Origin of the sequence: Enterococcus malodoratus, assembly GCF_027659535.1 — a bacterium.
Taxonomy (GTDB): domain Bacteria; phylum Bacillota; class Bacilli; order Lactobacillales; family Enterococcaceae; genus Enterococcus_A; species Enterococcus_A malodoratus.
Genome location: NZ_JAQDPG010000009.1, coordinates 86,787 through 100,791, shown reverse-complemented (window position 1 = coordinate 100,791; position 14,005 = coordinate 86,787). Strand labels below are relative to the sequence as shown.

The 14,005-nt window shown below is 38.8% G+C and carries 15 protein-coding genes; 10 read left to right on the top strand and 5 right to left on the bottom strand.

Going from position 1 to position 14,005, the window contains the following annotated elements:
• Positions 1-13 precede the first annotated feature (13 nt).
• A complete protein-coding gene (locus tag PGP85_RS15010) occupies positions 14-553 on the top strand; it encodes a DUF1697 domain-containing protein (protein ID WP_270328307.1) in 540 nt (179 codons plus the stop codon).
• A gap of 41 nt (positions 554-594) precedes the next feature.
• On the opposite strand, the gene PGP85_RS15005 is transcribed toward PGP85_RS15010, so the two are convergent.
• Positions 595-1,569: a serine hydrolase domain-containing protein gene (locus PGP85_RS15005; RefSeq protein WP_270328306.1), complete on the bottom strand. Its 975-nt coding sequence runs from the start codon at positions 1,567-1,569 to the stop codon at positions 595-597.
• Positions 1,570-1,759: 190 nt separating this feature from the next.
• On the opposite strand from PGP85_RS15005, the gene PGP85_RS15000 reads away from it, so the two are divergent.
• The 6 genes from PGP85_RS15000 to abc-f all read left to right on the top strand — a co-directional run bounded on the left by PGP85_RS15000 (position 1,760) and on the right by abc-f (position 7,658).
• Positions 1,760-2,827 (top strand): alpha/beta fold hydrolase, encoded by a 1,068-nt coding sequence (locus PGP85_RS15000; protein WP_270328305.1) that lies wholly within the window; start codon positions 1,760-1,762, stop codon positions 2,825-2,827.
• Positions 2,828-2,853: 26 nt separating this feature from the next.
• Positions 2,854-3,585, top strand: coding sequence for a CPBP family intramembrane glutamic endopeptidase (locus tag PGP85_RS14995; protein WP_270328304.1), 732 nt, complete (start codon positions 2,854-2,856; stop codon positions 3,583-3,585).
• Between the two features lie 118 nt (positions 3,586-3,703).
• Complete coding sequence (locus PGP85_RS14990) at positions 3,704-4,180, top strand: MarR family winged helix-turn-helix transcriptional regulator (protein ID WP_270328303.1); 477 nt, start codon at positions 3,704-3,706, stop codon at positions 4,178-4,180.
• Between the two features lie 132 nt (positions 4,181-4,312).
• Positions 4,313-4,813, top strand: coding sequence for a GyrI-like domain-containing protein (locus PGP85_RS14985; protein WP_270328302.1), 501 nt, complete (start codon positions 4,313-4,315; stop codon positions 4,811-4,813).
• Between the two features lie 62 nt (positions 4,814-4,875).
• Complete coding sequence (locus PGP85_RS14980; protein ID WP_270328301.1) at positions 4,876-5,766, top strand: AraC family transcriptional regulator; 891 nt, start codon at positions 4,876-4,878, stop codon at positions 5,764-5,766.
• A gap of 395 nt (positions 5,767-6,161) precedes the next feature.
• Positions 6,162-7,658, top strand: a complete 1,497-nt coding sequence (gene abc-f, locus PGP85_RS14975; protein WP_270328300.1) for a ribosomal protection-like ABC-F family protein — start codon at positions 6,162-6,164, stop codon at positions 7,656-7,658.
• A gap of 71 nt (positions 7,659-7,729) precedes the next feature.
• Here the strand turns inward: abc-f and PGP85_RS14970 are convergent, their stop codons facing one another.
• The 4 genes from PGP85_RS14970 to PGP85_RS14955 form a co-directional block, all read right to left on the bottom strand.
• Positions 7,730-8,176 carry a hypothetical protein gene (locus PGP85_RS14970; protein WP_270328299.1) on the bottom strand — a complete coding sequence of 149 codons (447 nt, stop codon included), beginning with the start codon at positions 8,174-8,176 and terminating at the stop codon, positions 7,730-7,732.
• Between the two features lie 301 nt (positions 8,177-8,477).
• The gene (locus tag PGP85_RS14965) at positions 8,478-9,404 is read right to left on the bottom strand and encodes a LacI family DNA-binding transcriptional regulator (RefSeq protein ID WP_270328298.1); all 927 of its coding nucleotides are present in this window, start codon (positions 9,402-9,404) and stop codon (positions 8,478-8,480) included.
• Between the two features lie 23 nt (positions 9,405-9,427).
• Positions 9,428-9,700 carry a hypothetical protein gene (locus tag PGP85_RS14960; protein ID WP_010740166.1) on the bottom strand — a complete coding sequence of 91 codons (273 nt, stop codon included), beginning with the start codon at positions 9,698-9,700 and terminating at the stop codon, positions 9,428-9,430.
• A 79-nt stretch (positions 9,701-9,779) separates the two neighbouring features.
• Complete coding sequence (locus tag PGP85_RS14955; RefSeq protein WP_270328297.1) at positions 9,780-10,490, bottom strand: radical SAM protein; 711 nt, start codon at positions 10,488-10,490, stop codon at positions 9,780-9,782.
• Between the two features lie 329 nt (positions 10,491-10,819).
• Here PGP85_RS14955 and PGP85_RS14950 point away from each other — a divergent pair, with 329 nt between their 5' ends.
• The 3 genes from PGP85_RS14950 (at position 10,820) to alsS (ending at position 13,963) form a co-directional block, all read left to right on the top strand.
• Positions 10,820-11,644, top strand: a complete 825-nt coding sequence (locus PGP85_RS14950) for a MerR family transcriptional regulator (RefSeq protein WP_270328377.1) — start codon at positions 10,820-10,822, stop codon at positions 11,642-11,644.
• A gap of 60 nt (positions 11,645-11,704) precedes the next feature.
• Positions 11,705-12,169 carry a tRNA (N6-threonylcarbamoyladenosine(37)-N6)-methyltransferase TrmO gene (gene tsaA / locus PGP85_RS14945; protein WP_010740163.1) on the top strand — a complete coding sequence of 155 codons (465 nt, stop codon included), beginning with the start codon at positions 11,705-11,707 and terminating at the stop codon, positions 12,167-12,169.
• 141 nt (positions 12,170-12,310) lie between these two features.
• Positions 12,311-13,963 carry an acetolactate synthase AlsS gene (gene alsS / locus PGP85_RS14940; protein WP_270328296.1) on the top strand — a complete coding sequence of 551 codons (1,653 nt, stop codon included), beginning with the start codon at positions 12,311-12,313 and terminating at the stop codon, positions 13,961-13,963.
• The last annotated feature ends 42 nt before the right edge of the window (positions 13,964-14,005 follow it).

Sequence of the window (14,005 nt, the reverse complement as noted above, 5' to 3'; positions counted from 1 at the left end):
TGAGGTAAGAGGTTTGAGGAAATATATCGCATTTCTGAGAGGAATCAATATCAGCGGCAGAAATAAAATTGCGATGCCGTTGCTAAAAGAGGCCTTTGAGAAAAAAGGTTTTTCAGAGGTTTCCACGTATATCAATAGCGGGAATGTCATTTTTTCTAGTGATAACTTGGAGAAAATTGAATTGATCAAACTATGCGAAGCCTTGATAATCGATGGATTTGATTTGACTATTCCTGTGACGATCGTCGCTGTCGATGAATTGGCTGAAACGTTGACGCATGCGCCAGAGTGGTGGGGTCATGAAAAAGAAACAATTCACTATGCAATTTTTATGATCCCTCCAATGACCGCAGCAGAAGTGTTTGCAACAGTTGGGGAAATAAAACCGGAATATGAGCAAATCGCCTCTCATGACGAGGTAATTTTTTGGTCGGCACCACGAAAAACATTCAATAAAGCTCGCTGGGCGAAAATTGCCAGCTCGTCCGTCAATAATCAAGTAACGATTCGTAATTCAAACACGGTAAAGAAGCTATTACAAATGAGCCAATAAAAGAAAAATCAAGCAGCCGATAAACTGCTTGATTTTTTTGTTTATAGTAACGGCAAAATTTCTTGCTGAATAAAGTCGATTCGATCATAGACATTTTCTTTAAAGAGGGCGGTAATCGCAACTACAAGTTCCTTTTCGTGATCGATATAAAGAATATTTCCACCATCGCCCATTGCGGCAATAATAGGTTTTGAAGGATCAACAACCCACCACAAATAGCCATAATCGAGCTGTTCTTGCGCCCAATGACTGTGTTTACTCTGCATACTTTGCAGCCAGTTTTCCGGAATAATTTGTTGATTCTTCCAGTTTCCTTGATTAAGGATCAGTTGACCAAGTCTTGTCAGATCGCGGGTCGAAAGAGTCAGCCCCCATCCGCCTGCATTCAGCCCCGTATTATCCTCTACCCAACCATTTGAGGTGGTCGATTGATTAAATGCCATTTGTTCCTTGGCAGATTTCAATTGGATCGCTTTTTCGACGTTGATGCCAAGTGGTTCAAACAATTCTTCACGAGCAAATTCCAAGACACTTTTTTTAGTTGAACGGGCAAGGATCGCAGATAAGAGATCCGGTCCGATCAAAGGGGTGTAATTGAACTGACCGATAGGATGTTTGCCGCCAAGTTGTTTTAAAGTGAACTTGGTCCAATCTTTACTCATAAAGTATTTGATATAAGTGAGCGGCCCATTTTTGTACTTGTAAGGGGTCGTCATTGCCAGTAAATTCTCCAGAGTAATCGTCCCGATATTCGAATCTTTCGGTCGATATTCAGGGAAATAATCTAGGATCGGCCGATCTAGCTCATTAATCATTCCTTGTTTCTGTGCGATTCCAAATAGTAGTGAAAGAATGCTTTTAGTTATGGAATAGACATGAATTTTACTCGCTTCGTTACACTCATTAAAATATTTTTCGTAGAGCAGCTGATCCCTTTTTTGCACAATGACCCCTGTGATATTCTCGTAATCTAGTTCGATTTTTTGTTGAATTGTCGCAAATTTTTCGTCATTCATCGTTTTCCTCCATTTCCGAAGGCGCCTTCTATACTTAGAGTAAATGCATTAAAAATCATAATCAAGTGTAATTTTAAAACTTTTTTTAGAGAGTAGCATTGTTCCGACTTAAGTCTGATTTATTCCAATGGAAGTCATGCTATTCTAAAATAGTAATTATAATGACTAATTAAAGTGAGGAGTAAAGATGATGGTGAAAAAAATTGTGTTGGCTGTTTTGGGTTTGCTGGTTTTAGTAGTGGCGGCGGTCTTTTTATTGGTGTTCTTCAATAGCCCTGGGAAATTAACGAGTCTGAAAAATCAACAAGGGAATACGATAAAAGGAAGTATTAGTGAAAAGAAATTTGTTGAGATTGGTGGGATGGAACAAGGAATGTTTATTCGCGGTGAGGATCGAACTAAACCGGTGCTGCTTTTTTTACATGGCGGGCCGGGAAGTCCTGAGTTTGCGATGTCGGAAGCATGGGAAACGCAGGATCGATTGGAAAAAGAATTTGTCGTTTGTTATTGGGAGCAGCGGGGAACGGGGATGTCTAATACGAAAGAATTAAGTCCCAAAACTATGACTAAGAGTCAATTAGTCGAAGATACGATCGAGGTAACGAATTATTTGCGGCAGCGATTTAATCAGGACAAGATTTATTTAATGGGGCATTCATGGGGAGCCTATTTGGGGATTAAGACAGTTCAAAATAGTCCCGAACTATACAAAGCTTATTTGGGAATTGGTCAACCTGTTCATCAAAAACGCGGACAAAAGCTGGCTTATGAATATCTGCGGAATCACGCTAAAAAAATTGATGATCAGAAATCATTAAAAAAACTAGCAACGTTTGATCCTGAAGCTCCAGCATATAATTTACTTTTGGAAAAATATGGTGTCGGGATTCGACATGAAGGGCCGTCCTTAGCGACAATGATCAAACAATTGCTATTTTTCAAAGGGTATACGTTCAGTGAGAAAATAAACGCGTTCAAAGGCATGCCGTTATCTAATGAGCAATTAGATAACGAAGATTTTTCAAATGATAATTTGTTAGAGTCAGTACCAGAACTGAAGATCCCAGTATACGGACTGCATGGGAAATATGATTATCAAGTTTCCTATCAGTTAGCCAAAGAATACTTCAATAAAGTAAAAGCGCCAAATAAGAATTTTTATACTTTTGAAAATTCTGCACATAGCCCCAACTATGAAGAGAATGAAGCCTTTTACAATGCGGTCAAGGAGATCAAGGATCAAGTAGAAAACCAATAGATTCATTTCGAAGGAGATAAAATAATATGGATAGAAGGAACGGAATAGTTAGTTATTTGACAATTACCTTTTCAGTTTCATGGATCTGCTGGTTGGTAGTGGCATTTTTGACGCAGTTCACGAATGTCCAATTATTCTCCCCAATTGCTTTACCCGGAGCGGCGGGTCCTTTGATAGGCGCTTGTGTCGTTAACAAGCGGAGTTTGAACAACGTGGATTTTCGTAGATATATTAAGAATATTTTCAATTTGAAGCAGCCGATTTTTGCTTATGTGAGTATGATTGGTTTGGCTTGGGGCGTGTGTTTTTTCCCTGTTTTAGTTGGAGCGACGCAACAGCAGGCGCCGATTTATACAGCGTTGTTCCAATTACCGGTAATGATCTTTTTCGGTGGCGGGTTGGAAGAAGCCGGTTGGCGAGGCTATTTGCTCCCTCAGTTACAGAGAAAATTCTCTAGTTTTATTGCTACTTGTCTCGTAGCGTTTATTTGGACTTTTTGGCATTTGCCCTTGTGGCTGGTAAAAGGTTCTGGACAAGATACTATTCGTTTTGGTGGATATATGGTGATGGTTTTTAGCTTCGCCTTCCTGTTGAGTTTTCTTTGGAATAAATATGGAAGCATTGCTTTATGTATATTGCTGCATGCGGGCTTCAATTCATTCACAGATGTCTATCCGCCAAGCTATAACAATTTGGTGAGTTCGACGATATTGTTGATCATTTGTTGTACATTTTTTATGGCAACCAATTACTTTTAAAAAGGAAAGCTAGAGAAAAAACTATGACCGCCCCGAAAGGATGATTGAATTTTCTGCAACGCAAACTCAATATGGTATGATAAAACCATCCATAACATAGAATACGGGGAGTGAGAGTATGGACAGTAAAAATCGATTGTTCTTGATTTCTCAAGCTTATGCCACTTTATTTTCGGTAACGAATAAACTTCAGGCTATAGGCGATGAGACGATGAAGGAACTAACGTCAAGACAGGTGATGGCATTGATTGCGATCGTTCATATTCCAGAAGGCGAAGTTACCTTAAATGCGATTGCTTCGAAATTGGGTGCAACAAAACAAAGTACCGCTCAAATAATCAACAACTTGAAGAAAAAGGGCTATTTAAAATCAGAAAAAAGTAAAACGGATGCGCGATCAGTAAACATTGTCATTACTGAAAGTGGAAAAAAAGTTTTCGAAGAAGCGAATGAGCAAGGCTGGGAGTTCTTACAAACCTCTTTTCAAGCTTTTTCGATTGATGAGCTGGAGCAGCTATGGGGATTACTGAAGAAACTTTATCAGTTTGATGGAGAACAGCAGGATGGGTTTGAAGCAGCAGGAAGAGAACTATAAATTTATTAACAAACACAATTATCGGCAGTTCTGATAGTTGTGTTTTTTTCTTCTCTTTTTTTGCTTTGAAAAGGGTAAAAGGATATTGAAGCGAGTTTGCTATAGTTAGTAAAAATAAAGGAGGAATAAATTATGGAACATCGAATTGTTGAATTAGAAAATTTTAAATTGGTAGGGTTCAAAAAGGAATCCACGAATGAAAATCGTCAAGGGATGAAAGATTGCCCCGCATTTTGGAATGAGATCTTATCTTCAAATAAACAAAATGATCTGCTGCCAATGATCAATCATGAACCATTTGGTTTGATTGGTGCCAGTTTTTATAATACTGACAAAGCAGATGCGAAAAAATTTGACTATTATATTGCTGTGGCAACGACAAATGATACGCCGGAAGGTTTAATTGAAGTAGAGGTTCCAGCGAATACTTGGGCGGTTTTTCCGTGTACGAGAGAAACATCGGGTAAGACTCAATTCGCTATCGTAACCAAGTGGGCACCGGAGTCAGAAGAGTACGAATTGTTGAATGATGGGTACGCAACAGGTGACATGATTTCAGGCGGACCGGATTTAGAGGTCTATGGACAAGGTGATGATATCGAGATTTGGGTACCCGTAAGAAAAAGAGGATAAAGGCAGCGTAACTCCTCTCCAATATGCTATTCTTAATAAAGAAAGTCTATAGGAGGAGTGGAATGTCAAAAGATTTAGAGCGTTTCTCGGCCACTTTGGCTCATATTGAAACCCACTTATTTGAAGATATATCATTGGAACAATTAGCAAAGCAAGCTTTGCTTTCAGAGTATACATTTCATCGCTTTTTCACTTATTTAACAGGTTTTTCTTTTTCAAATTATGTCCGTAATCGTCGTCTTTCAGAGGCTGTTGAACTATTGCGAAAGGGAAATTCAATTGATGAAGTATCTGCCCTGTGCGGGTATGCGAATCGCTCGGCCTTTAACAGAGCATTTTCTAAATTTCACGGAATTGCTCCTAGTCAAGCAAAAGAGATTCATGCCGCGATTAATTTTTTCCCGCCAATTCGGTTAGATATACAAATTAATGGCGGAAAGACATTGAACTATCACATTGAACAATTGCCAAGTTTCACAGTTGTAGGAAAGATGGCTGCGTTTCAATTGGAGGACGATCTGTTCAAAAATACGGGAAAACATTGGGAAAGTTTTTTTGTAGATCAACAATTACGAGCATTTGCCGAAAGTGACGCTACCAAAAAAAACTTTTTTGGATTAAAGCGCGAACCTTATTTTGCTATTGCGAATCCTGTAATACCTGACTCTGAACAGCTTAATTACTTTACCGGATTTGTTTTAAATCCAAACGTCTCAACAGATTATTTAACATTAGAGATTCCGAAACAAACCTACGCTGTTTTTGTTAGTGAACCCTATGATTATCGCAAGACAGAAAACGTGTCTAACGCATATTATCAATTACAGCAGCAAATCTTCAACACCTGGCTGCCGCAAACAGATTATCAAAAAGTCGACGGACCAGAATTGGAAACCTATGTGTCGCTGGAGGGCAAAGCCCGTTTGGAGATTTGGTTGCCGATCGAGAAATAAGGGATAGAGTAAGCAGGAATGACCAAACATTCCTGCTTTTTTGTCTGAAAGACAATATGCAAGGATGCTTTGAATAGTAACAAAATAAATTTAACGACTTTTGACGATAGAGCGTTTTCATGATATCGTAAAACTAGAAGAAAGAAAGTGAGGGATCCCTTATGTATTATCTATCAGTGAAGTAGGAAAGCTGCATTAAGACTGTGCCTCTGGAGACTAAGGGAGCAGTGTGCAGATTTTCGAAAAATTGGTGGATGATCATTGGGATTCTTTTTTATGCAAAAAGGCTTATTTTATGTACAGTCTTATTGTCTAAAAATAGCTCTGTGACCCAGTTTTTCGGAGATAACTGGGTCTTTTTTGGCTTCATTTGAAGTCAAAGCGAGGTGTTTATTATGACAAATATAAAAATCGATCATCTAACTTTTGGCTACGATCAATTAGGAACAATGCTTTTCGATAACGCTCAATTAAATATCGCTAGTGATTGGAAGCTTGGTTTAGTTGGGAGGAATGGTCGCGGTAAAACAACATTATTGAAGTTATTGCGAGGCGAACTGCCCTATCAAGGTCAAATCAATCATCAGCTAGAGATGAGCTATTTTCCCAAAAAAATTTATGATCCAAGCGAATTAACCTATTATGCATTATCTGAAACAGAAGAGCTGGAAATTTGGAAAATGGAACGGGAATTAACCTTGTTGAATTGTGATCTGGATATACTCTGGCGACCTTTTCATACGTTATCGGGCGGGGAACAAACCAAAGTTCTTTTAGCACTATTATTTCTTGATGAGCATTCCTTTCCACTGATTGATGAGCCGACCAATCACTTAGATATGAAAGGTCGGCAGCAAGTGGCTGAATACCTCAAGAAAAAAAAGCAAGGATATATAGTGGTCAGTCATGATCGAACGTTTTTGGATCAAACAGTCGATCATATCTTAGCGATTGAAAAAAATCAATTGATCCTTTATCAAGGAAATTTTTCAACCTATGAAGAACAGAAGGCACAACGGGATGCTTTCGAACAAGCTCAGAACAGTAAACTAAAAAAAGAGATTCAGCGACTGCAAAAAACAGCACAAGAAAAAGCGGAGTGGTCCGCTTCCCGAGAAAAAGATAAGACGAATAAATCGAAAGGATTCATTGATACCGAATATCGCCGAGTTAGTCCAGGAGCGATTGGTGCGGATGCAGCTCGTATGATGAAACGCTCTAAAGCAATTGTTCAACGCGTGGAGGGGCAAATCAGCGAAAAGGAAAAATTGTTAAAAAATATTGAGTCTGCGGATGCATTAAGAATTAACTATGAAGAAAGCTATCATCGCCGAATCTTGCAAGTTGAAGAGCTGGGGCTCTTTTACTCAGATAAATGTTTATTTAAAGGCAAGAATTTTGAGTTATTGCGTGGTGAGTGTTTGACGATCATTGGTAAAAACGGCAGTGGAAAAACATCTTTGCTGCAAGCTTTATTGGGTGAATTCTCAGGTAAGGTAGAAGGGAGTATTCAACGAGCTAGCGGGCTTAAAATCAGCCGTGTTCGTCAAAATTATGAGAATAACCAAGGAACCTTAGAAGACTTTGCTGAAAAAGAGGGATTGGAGTATTCGCACTTCTTAAATAATCTGAGAAAACTGGGAATGGAACGGCGCGTGTTTGCCAATCGAATCCAAGACATGAGTATGGGGCAGCGAAAAAAAGTTGAACTAGCAAAATCATTGTCACAAAGGGCAAATCTTTACATTTGGGATGAACCATTGAATTATCTAGATGTGTTCAATCAAAAACAAATTTTGGAGCTTTTGCTTCAATTTAGGCCCACGATGATTTTGATTGAACATGATGATTATTTTGTTAAAAAGGTCAGTGATAAAATTGTTCGTCTATAAAAACCGCCTGTTGGAGATTCACTTCAACAGGCGGTTTTATTATTCGGTGATTGGTCATACAATCCTACTATTCACATATTTTTACTTAAACGGCGATAGACAACTACTCCTAAAATATATTGAATGATAACTAATAGACCTAAACCGACACATGCGTATTTAGAGAAAGGATTGAAATAACCAAGGATACTTAAAATTGAAAAGCAGAGCACTAATCCACACTGTAAGCCCAACATAGCTATATAGGCCATTCGTCCGCTTTTATCACGCAGCATAATCTTTCGTTCATCCTTTAAATCGATTTCCTCATTCTTTAAACGGTTATCATAATCATTTTTATGCTCAGGTTTTATCCAATAGAAATAGTTCCGAATCATCACAAAGCCCGGACAGATTCCTGCTCCAGCGATGCCCCATAGTAATCCCTCGAGCCGAAACTTTGTAGTTATCGCAATCAATAAACTGATAACGCCAATCAAAACATAAACTAGGCCTGTATAAAGTGTTGATTTTTTCATGTTTTTTCCTCCTCATAAATGAGAATATGCTCGATGCGAGTGGTGAGAGAGTGAGTAAATTTGTAGGCCGAAGTATCCGAAAAATCGAATGATTTTTTTGAATGGTAGTATTTTGTTTGATATATTTCGAATGGTCGTATCGTACATGAGGAAAGCTAACTTTCCATACTCTAAGTATAAGCGCTTATTAATCCGATGTACAGTTTCCTTTCCATACAAAAAGTTTACGAAAAACCAAAAATTTGGGTTAAAAATGTTCATACAAAAACCAGCTGAAAAAATAGCTCAGCTGGTTGTGGGATTATCTAATAATAAAATTATGCGGAATACAAATCTTCGTTTTTCTATTTTCAATAAGAACTTCAAAGGCACGCCTTCCACACTCCGCTAAGTGATGATCAATTGTAGGAAACTGCATCACTTGGCTAATCAATAAATTCTCTCGTCCAATGACCAGTGGACGATCAATGTCGCTATACAGCTGCAAAATAGCCGCTGCGATCTCATCACCAATCGTAAGTATTCCATCAACATGTCTTTTTTTGAAAAAGTTCGCAGCGGGTAGTCCATCATTAGAATAAGTAAAACAATCCCAAATAATGTTCTCTTCATCAAAATCGGGAAAAAACTCTCTCACGATCTTAAGCGTGACTTTTGAGTTGTGGCTAATATTCTTACTTCTGCCTAGAGTCATTCCCAGGTTTTTAACACCCTTTTTCTTTAAATAGGCAAAGGCTTCTCTTAAAGATTGCTTCAAATTAATATAGACACAGCTAACATCCGCGTCTGGAATTTCCTCGCCAAAAACTATGGGTCCGTATTTTTGATAATCAAGAAAGGTCTCCACAGGATTTGATTTGGTCGTAACGATCAATCCATCAAATGAGCGAGTCGCAAATTCTGCTAAGTAACTTTTTTCCAATTTCTGATCATAATTCGTCGGCAAGAGACTGATTCGATAGCCATGATCAAAAGCAGCGTTCATGATTCCGCTTAACATTTGATCATAATAAGCATGGTTAACAAACGGAATGATTACTCCGATATTTTTCGTCTTACCATAGCTCAAATTTTGAGCAGAACGATTGGGAACATAGTTTAACTCAGCCATTACCTCCAAAACCTTCGCGCGTTTTTCATCATCGACATATGGATGATTGTTGATGACGCGAGAAATCGTTGAAACGGAGTAACCAGTGATTTTTGCGATGTCGCGGATATTTGCCATGAGAAACACCTCTTCTAAAATTCTTAAGCGACTAAATGCTCTTTTAAATATTCAATGACGGCGGGACCAAACTGATAAAAAGTATAACGACGATCTTGATAAAAGAAGCTGACGACGGGGCAACCCAATAGATCATTAATGAATAGATTTTTTATTTCAGACAGTTGAAGCTTTTGGATAATTGGGCGTCTAAACCCACGGCTTCTCACGAGTCTCAATTGATCATCAGAAAAATGCAGGGAAACTTGAAAATGTTCTTGTGTATCGGCTTGCTGAACTTTCACATAAGTATTCATAAAATATTCCTCCTTTTTTCTCTACAAGGGAAGTATAGTTTATGAAACGAGTTTCATAGCAAGCGTTTTATTTTATTTTTTAAAACAGGGAGAGTTGTTCACGTTTATCTTCAAACTCATGCATATAGCGAAATACTTCTTCCGTCCTCCAAAGGATACCATGTTTTTGACAGGTCTCGACAAAAATTGACATTAATTCGTCGTTATAGGGACTGTTGCAGACATAATTATCGCCAAAGCTATACTGGTATTTTTTCTTCAGGCCAGGAAAATGTTTATCGAGCTGCTGATAGTAATGTTCACGATTACCGGCCCGCATTGTCACGCCAAAGCCGAAACAAAGAATTCCCTTAACACCAGCTTGGATACAATAATCTAAAATACCTCGTAAGTTTTCTTCGCTGTCATTGATGAATGGCAAGATAGGAGATAACCAAACCACAGTTGGCACTCCAGCATCTTTAAATTTCATTAATGTGTCGAAACGTTCCTTAGTAGTAGAGACGTAGGGTTCTAAGATTTTGCATAAGTCTTCATCGTAAGTTGTCAGTGTCATTTCAACAACGGCCTTGGTCTTTTGATTGATCGACTTCAGTAATTCTAAATCACGTAAGATTCGCGCGGATTTTGTCTGAATCGCCACTCCAAATTCATATTTTTCGATCAGCTCTAACGCACCTTGTGTAATTTTTAGCCGTGGTTCCGCCTGAATATAAGGGTCGGTCATTGCACCCGTGCCGATCATACAAGGTCTTCGCCGTCTTTGCAGTTCCTGCTCGAAAATCTCCAAGGCATTTGCCTTTACCTCGATATCTTCGAAAGTATGATTGATCTAATAGCAATCACTGCGGCTATCACAATAAATGCAGCCGTGTGTGCAACCGCGGAAAAGATTCAATCCATTTTTTGCTGACAAAATCGTCTTATATTCTTTATAATGCATGGCACATCTCCTTATTCGTACTAAAATATATTTTTAGCGCAAGTAATAAGTACAGTTCTCTCTTAATTTTTTCACAAAGGAAAAAACTACTAAACCAAAGAACAAACGTTCGTATTTATTATCTCATAAATTTTTGCTGATAACAATCAAAAGTATCGGTATAATAGGCAATGGAGGTGTTTTTATTGCCGAAAATTGGTGAGTTTTCCCAACTTGGACAGGTGTCGATTCGTACGTTGCGCCATTATGATGAGATCGACTTGCTTCATCCTCAATTGGTTGATGAGGAATCTGGCTATCGGTACTACTCAGTGAAACAATTAGAGGTTTTGGCCCAGATAGTTCTGTTGCGGGAGTTGAAGTTTTCGTTAAAAGAAATAAAGAGCTTAGTTCAAGAAGATCCGAAAATTTTTACTGCGGCATTATTGAAAAAAGATCGCGAAATTGAAAAAGAAATCCAGCGGGATAAATATCGTCAGCAACAAATTCATCAAATGATTCAGCGAATGCAGCATCAGGACAAATATCAAGTGACGATCAAAAAAATCCCGGCATTTTCAGTGATCAGCTTGCGCAAAAAAATAAAGAGCTTCTATCATGAAGGGCTGCTCTGGAAAGACTTCATGGAATTATTAGAAAAACAGCAGATTGCATTTCCGCAAGAAGCCGATCAAAATTTAACGATTTTCCATGATAAGGAGTATTTGGAAGAGGGCGTAGATGTAGAGGTCGCAATTATCTCAGATAAAAAAGTTGAAGAGCCTTTGCAGAGGAGCCAGCTGCCTGAACTTGAACAGGCGGCAATTATGTATGTAGAAGGGAATTATCATCAGCTTCCGGAGGCTTATCAGTCATTTGCCAAATGGTTGGATGAACACCCTGAGTTTGAAATGGTAAAAGCTACCCGACAATTTTGTCATGTGGGGCCGGAGCATACGGACAACCCAGAAGAATATTTGACTGAACTGCAAATTCCATTAATTCCCTTGACTCTCACGTAGCGTGAGGATTTATCTTCTAATTAGAGGTCGCGACTCAATAAAAAAATTGGGGGAATTATGATGGAAATTAAAGAAATCGGTAAAGTGAAGCAATCAAAGGAAGGGACTTATTTAGAAGTTCTTCCCGAATATCAGGACGGATTAATTGGTTTAGAAGATTTTAGTCATCTTTATGTCTTGTATTGGTTTCATCATCTGGACATTCCTGAGCTTAGAGGAACTACAGTCAGCAAGCCATACACGAACGGTCCAGAAGAATTAGGGACATTTGCAACAAGAGGTCCTGTCAGACCCAATCCCATTGCTTTATCAGCCGCAAAAATTATTAAGATACAAGGAAATAAAGTCTATCTGGAATATCTTGATGCCGAAGATGATAGTCCGATTCTGGATATTAAACCGTATACAGCAAGTTCAGATGTATTAGAAACCTTTAAGGGGCCAGATTGGTGCGCGCATTGGCCGCAAAGTTTTGAGAGTTCAGGTAGTTTCGATTGGGGAGCAGAATTCAATTTTCCAGAGTAAAAAGGGAAGTCTCAGAAATGAGGCTTCTTTTTTTGAATTTTGATAAAACAATTAATCATGGTGTTTCATTGTTGATAAATAAATGTATTGGTGCTATATTATCAAATGTAAATGATACAGATTTTAAGGAGATGTAATACAGTGAGCAAGAAAGGTTCAGAAATTATTGTTACTAGTTTAGAAAATCATAACGTCCCATTTATCTTTGGGATTCCCGGCGCCAAAATCGATGGAGTCTTTGATACATTGGAAGATCATGGACCACAATTAATCTTAGCCCGTCATGAACAAAATGCAGCATTTATGGCACAGGCGATTGGACGTCTGACCGGAGAACCAGGTGTTGTCATCGCGACTAGCGGTCCTGGAGCAAGTAATTTAGCAACAGGTTTAGTTACTGCTACAGCGGAAGGTGATCCTGTTTTAGCACTGGCTGGACAGGTGAAACGTTCGGATCTTTCAAAATTAACCCATCAAAGTATGGATAACGCAGCACTGTTTGCACCTATTACAAAATATAGTTCAGAAATTCAAGATTCAGAAACATTATCAGAAAATATAGCGAACGCATATCGCATCGCTAAGACTGCAAAAAAAGGTGCCAGCTTCTTGTCGATTCCTCAAGATGTAACGGATGGTGAGGTCAAAGGAGAAGCTATCAAGCCTTTGTCTGCACCGATTTTAGGAACAGCATCAGAGGAAGATATTTCGGATTTAGTGAAACGAATCCATGAAGCAAAATTACCGACACTATTAGTTGGAATGCGCGCATCTGGTAAAAAAGAAACCGCCGCGATCCGAAAATTAGTTGAAAAAACTGGATTGCCAGTGGTCGAAACCTTCCAAGGTGCTGGAATTATTTCCCGCGACTTAGAAGATCATTTCTTCGGCCGTGTCGGGCTGTTCCGTAATCAGCCTGGTGACATGCTGTTGAAACGCAGTGATCTGGTATTAGCAGTCGGTTACGATCCAATTGAATATGAAGCACGAAACTGGAATGCAGAAAAAGATGCGCGTATTGTGGTCATAGATGAAGTGCCAATGGAAATTGACCAATACATGCAGCCAGAAGCAGAATTGATTGGCAGCATTGCGAAAACGATCGAAAAATTGAGTGGCTCAATCGATACGTATCAATTATCTGCTGATGCCGATCATTATCTTTCAACTTTGCAAGAAAAATTAATGAACGGTAAGTTGAAGAGTGAAACGGTTGAAGGTCGCGTGCATCCATTAGAAGTGATCGATACTTTACAAAAAAATGTAACAGATGAAATGACGGTAACGGTGGACGTCGGAAGTCACTATATTTGGATGGCTCGTCATTTCCGCAGTTATGAACCTCGTCATTTATTATTCAGCAACGGAATGCAAACATTGGGCGTCGCATTACCATGGGCAATCTCATCAGCTTTGGTACGTCCGAACACACAAATATTTTCTGTTTCGGGAGATGGCGGATTCCTATTTTCTGCTCAAGAGCTTGAAACAGCGGTCCGTTTGAAGCAAAAAATCATTCATCTGATTTGGAATGACGGCAGCTATAATATGGTGGAGTTCCAAGAAGAAATGAAATATGATCGTTCATCAGGTGTTCATTTCGGTCCGGTTGATTTTGTAAAGTATGCAGAAGCATTCGGAGCAAAAGGACTACGTGCGACATCACAAACAGAATTAGAAGCAGCAATCCAAGAAGGATTAGCTACCGATGGTCCTGTGATCATCGATATTCCGATCGATTACTCTGATAACAAAGAACTAGGCAAAACGATTTTGCCGGACCAATTTTATTAAGAGGACTGCTTATTAGCAGAATGAACATATATTCTTCCATTG

Coding starts and splice junctions, on each gene's coding strand:
- tsaA (WP_010740163.1), top strand. CDS start 11,705: ATGGAAATTAAAGAAATCGGTAAAGTGAAGCAATCAAAGGAAGGGACT.
- PGP85_RS14990 (WP_270328303.1), top strand. CDS start 3,704: ATGGACAGTAAAAATCGATTGTTCTTGATTTCTCAAGCTTATGCCACT.
- abc-f (WP_270328300.1), top strand. CDS start 6,162: ATGACAAATATAAAAATCGATCATCTAACTTTTGGCTACGATCAATTA.
- PGP85_RS14970 (WP_270328299.1), bottom strand. CDS start 8,176: ATGAAAAAATCAACACTTTATACAGGCCTAGTTTATGTTTTGATTGGC.
- PGP85_RS14960 (WP_010740166.1), bottom strand. CDS start 9,700: ATGAATACTTATGTGAAAGTTCAGCAAGCCGATACACAAGAACATTTT.
- PGP85_RS15000 (WP_270328305.1), top strand. CDS start 1,760: ATGGTGAAAAAAATTGTGTTGGCTGTTTTGGGTTTGCTGGTTTTAGTA.
- PGP85_RS14995 (WP_270328304.1), top strand. CDS start 2,854: ATGGATAGAAGGAACGGAATAGTTAGTTATTTGACAATTACCTTTTCA.
- PGP85_RS14965 (WP_270328298.1), bottom strand. CDS start 9,404: ATGGCAAATATCCGCGACATCGCAAAAATCACTGGTTACTCCGTTTCA.
- PGP85_RS15005 (WP_270328306.1), bottom strand. CDS start 1,569: ATGAATGACGAAAAATTTGCGACAATTCAACAAAAAATCGAACTAGAT.
- PGP85_RS14980 (WP_270328301.1), top strand. CDS start 4,876: ATGTCAAAAGATTTAGAGCGTTTCTCGGCCACTTTGGCTCATATTGAA.
- PGP85_RS14985 (WP_270328302.1), top strand. CDS start 4,313: ATGGAACATCGAATTGTTGAATTAGAAAATTTTAAATTGGTAGGGTTC.